At 58.9% G+C, this 3,756-nt stretch carries 1 protein-coding gene; it reads right to left on the minus strand.

Features of this window, described 5'->3' with window-relative positions:
- Positions 1–1,739 (minus strand): hypothetical protein (locus tag P4L78_RS01455; protein WP_309326508.1); only part of this gene is annotated, 1,739 nt, incomplete at its 3' end.
- Between the last annotated feature and the right edge of the window lie 2,017 nt (positions 1,740–3,756).

Genomic DNA, 3,756 nt, shown 5'->3' on the forward strand with positions numbered 1-3,756 from the left:
GGACACTTAAAGCGGCACCCAGGAACCACCACGCCGTTGGACTTCATCTGGCACGTCTTGCCGCAGAAATGCTGCATCACAGTCTCACACATGTGTGCGTAGTCCCTTGCCAGCTCCATCTCATCCCAGTTCGGGTCCACCGTGATGCGGCAGGGGTTGTGTGTGTCCCCTTTTGGCAGCGGCTCTGCGCCATCCGGTAGCACTGGCATCATTGCAGACAACAACCAGTCTGAATAGCTGACGGCAATGAGTGCCGCTTCGTGCCCAATGTGCACCAGGGCTTGCAGTTGGCGCTCACCACGGCCAGTTTTCCAGTCCACAAAGGGCCTGCCCGTGGCGTCATAGGTGAGGTCCTCCTCGCACACTGGAGCACGAGCAGAACTTCCACCTTCCGCACCCAGGAAGGCGTCCAGGGCCTCTCTTGTCCCAAGGCATTCCCGGAGTGACTGAACCGCGTCAGCATCAGCATCAGCACCAGCATCCGCAAGAGAAACGAGAAATCGTTCCAGTACGTCAAAATACTGGGCCACGTTGCCACGAATCCCCTCAACACACTCACAGATGCGGCGAGATGCAGCAGGAATGAAGCCAGGCTGTAGTACTCTTCTGACACTGGTCCCACACTCACTCATTCTTGGTGTTGTGATGATGCTTTCGCAGAAAGTGTGCATGTGCGATCCCAACGCCATCAGAGCATACAGCAGGGTGAACACAACTTGAGCGTGCGAGTAGCTTGCACGGCCAAGCGGACACAGCCGCAAATCCTCCTCCAACACATCCCCAGAGCAGGTTGCGGCCAGGAACGCCTCTCTCGAGTCAACTGAAACCAGCGCCAAAGCTAGAACATCCACAATGGGCCAAAGCTCAGCCAGGCCCCGGGAGATATCCGTGTGGAGGGAGAGCTCAATGTCGCTGACAGCCTCTTGGAGGGCACAAGCAGCACCATCGGCAGCAGGGGGAGGTACGTGGGGTGCGGTCCAACACAGCTCCTTGAAGTGTTCAGGCCACCGCACCACAGCAGCCAAGGGCGCCCGCCATGACTTCCACAGCGAGCCCAAGTGGCGGATGACGCCCACAATCTCTGGCCACCGCTGAGACACAGCGGCATGCAGGGGTCTCAAGCTTTCCGCCAGGTCGGTGGCAGAGCAGCTACCAGAAGGTGACACAGATTCGCTGGCAGTGACACCTGCTTCCTGACCACGGCCAGTGACAGTGGCGTGTGATGCCCGTGTCTCAGAGCTCAACGCAGCCAAACGGTCAAGGGTGGCTGGGCCCGACTCTTGAAACCAGAACATGATGTAGCCCCAGTCGTCAATCTGGACCACGTGTCCCGCATTTCCAGCAAGCCGGCTCCGTGCTGTGACATCTTCCAGCCTGTGCAGCAAGTCCACCAAGCTCTGGAGCGCAGCAAACACAGTCTCAGCAGCGCTCCCAACTTGAAACTCAAACTCGGAGTGATGGTCAGCTTCCTCAGAGTGTATAGCGATCTCCACAAACTCCTCGAGATCATTGGCGCCAACATGACGACCAAGCTGCACTGCCAGCTGCGTCACAATAGCACGGATGCTTTTTGTGACCAGCGCCACCTCACGTGGCCTGATCAACCGGACGTTGGGAGCAATCCTCGCCGTGACAGCGGCGCCAGTTGCATCCAGCTCACCAGGGCCCTGGGCCACTTTGGACTCACTGTCAAACCTCTCCACAGCCGCCCGTGAGAGTCCGCTCATCTTGAGCAGCACGTTTGCCTCCTCACCCCTGACAGGACAAGCAAGGGACAGCCACTTCCCAACCGTTGCCCACATCCCTGCCAAAAACGCAAACAGTGGTGGCGAGCCGCATTCCTGCAGTTGCTGGTCAATTGATTTCCAGGCAGAGACACCCGCCCCTGTGCTGCTGACAGTGGCCTGGCGCCCAGGCACCGCCAGACTGGGGACACTGCGGCTTGCAGGGAGGGCTGCAGGCTCAGCAGCAGCGGCGTACTGCCCCTCCAACAGCTGCGCACTGTCATGCAGGGCAGACCACACGCTGGCCAGGCAAAGGTGTGAGGGAAGCTTGGACACATCAATCAGAACGGAGTGTCCGCCCAGCGATTCGGAGTCAGAAGGCGCATTATTGGGCCGTGGCACCTGCCCAACGATGCATGCGTCCAAAGCCCTCAGCGCTGTGGCAGCAGACACAACATGATTGACGAATGCTGAGGTGTCACCCAGAGGCGTGCACTGGCCCGGGCAAACACACACCACAGGCCGCACTACCGGGTTGTGAGAGACTGGCAGGTCAGCGCCAGCCCTGGCGGCATGGCACACAAGGCAGTCATCACATTCTGCTGTGCCCCCGCAGAACTGAGCAGCAACCTGCCACAGCGCTGTAGATAGCTGTGAAAAACATGCCCCTCCACTGGCAAGTCCCGCTGGCAAGTCCAAGACACGAATGCACAGGTCCACACGTGCCTCCACAGGGCTGCCAGCTGAGACACTGCAGTGTGGCCCCGCACCAGCTATCATCTCCAACAATCTGGGGCAGGCACGGCGGGCAGCCTGGAGGCCTCTACAAACCTCAAGTTCCTGTGGCGGTACCACTCGCTCATCCACAGTAACCTCAGTCTCTGATCCATCCAGGCCGTCTAACAGCTCTTCCAGCTCCTCCCATATTTCCCGCTGATCAAGCGTGGCCACCATGGCCGCTAGCCGCGCATCAACTTCCTTTTGGAAAACAGCGGCGTTGGAAGTATAATATGCTGTTCTGGGGGCCCAAGCAACCGCTGGAAAGGCAGCAACGACCTCACCCACTTCATTATGGAGGTAGCACAGCGCCTGGCATTCCAACGATTCTGGATCAATGTTTGTCACTTCTTTCTGCCACCGCTGCATCTGCAGCATTGCATCAAACAGACTGCCAGCAGATTCACGACAATCTTCTTGCCCGCTCATGATGGCTGTGGGATCTAACAGAAGGGCTGTGTATCTCTCCCGGGCAGCAGTGCCCTCAGTACGAGCCTCAGGGTCTTGCACTAGACGCCACCACTCCTCCTCAAATTGCGCACAGGTCATGGAAGCTGGACGAAGGCCCTCTGTGAGCTGAAACACAATGCGGTCCAGCATGACCTTGATGTCACTGTGGCTGGCAGGAGAATGGACGGGAACAAGAACGAGTTGGGACAGGGCACTCAGGCCGCAAGTCACGATGGCAGGCGGTGTGGCTCTGCCAGTGGGCCTGCTGCCCTCCTGGCAACCGCCCCCCGACCCCGAGTCAACAGTGCTCTCCAAGTCCACCATCTGAGCCTCCACTGTCGGCGGCACCACAGTGACAGCAGCATCACCGCCTTTGTCCACATCTGACCGGGATTGGACACTGGCAAGCAACCCCTCCACTTCTGTTTCGCCAGAGATTTCTGGTCCATTGGGTTGGGCCCACGGCCCCTCTCGCCACGCAGGCTCATCAGGCTTGGAGTCAATGCCACCATCCTCATTGAGGCCATGAGCCGCACTGTATCCATGCCAATCAGCAAGCCAGCGCGTTGCCATCCTTCCCCACTTTACTTTCTGAATGAGGGCTGGGATTCCAGGGTCATTGCCGAGACGCACCATGCCATGTGCGTGAATGGCTCCCCGGGATTGGTACTGCAAACAGAACAGGGGAGGGGGGCACACATCAACATCTCTTCCGATGGCACGGCAGGACACAAGCTGTCACAGCAGGCGGGCATCCGCAGCCTGTGCCCAAACAAACGCTGGTGGGGACACTCAGCCTGAGCAC

The sequence above is a fragment of the Silvimonas sp. genome (assembly GCF_031291215.1).
GTDB lineage: Bacteria > Pseudomonadota > Gammaproteobacteria > Burkholderiales > Chitinibacteraceae > Silvimonas > Silvimonas soli.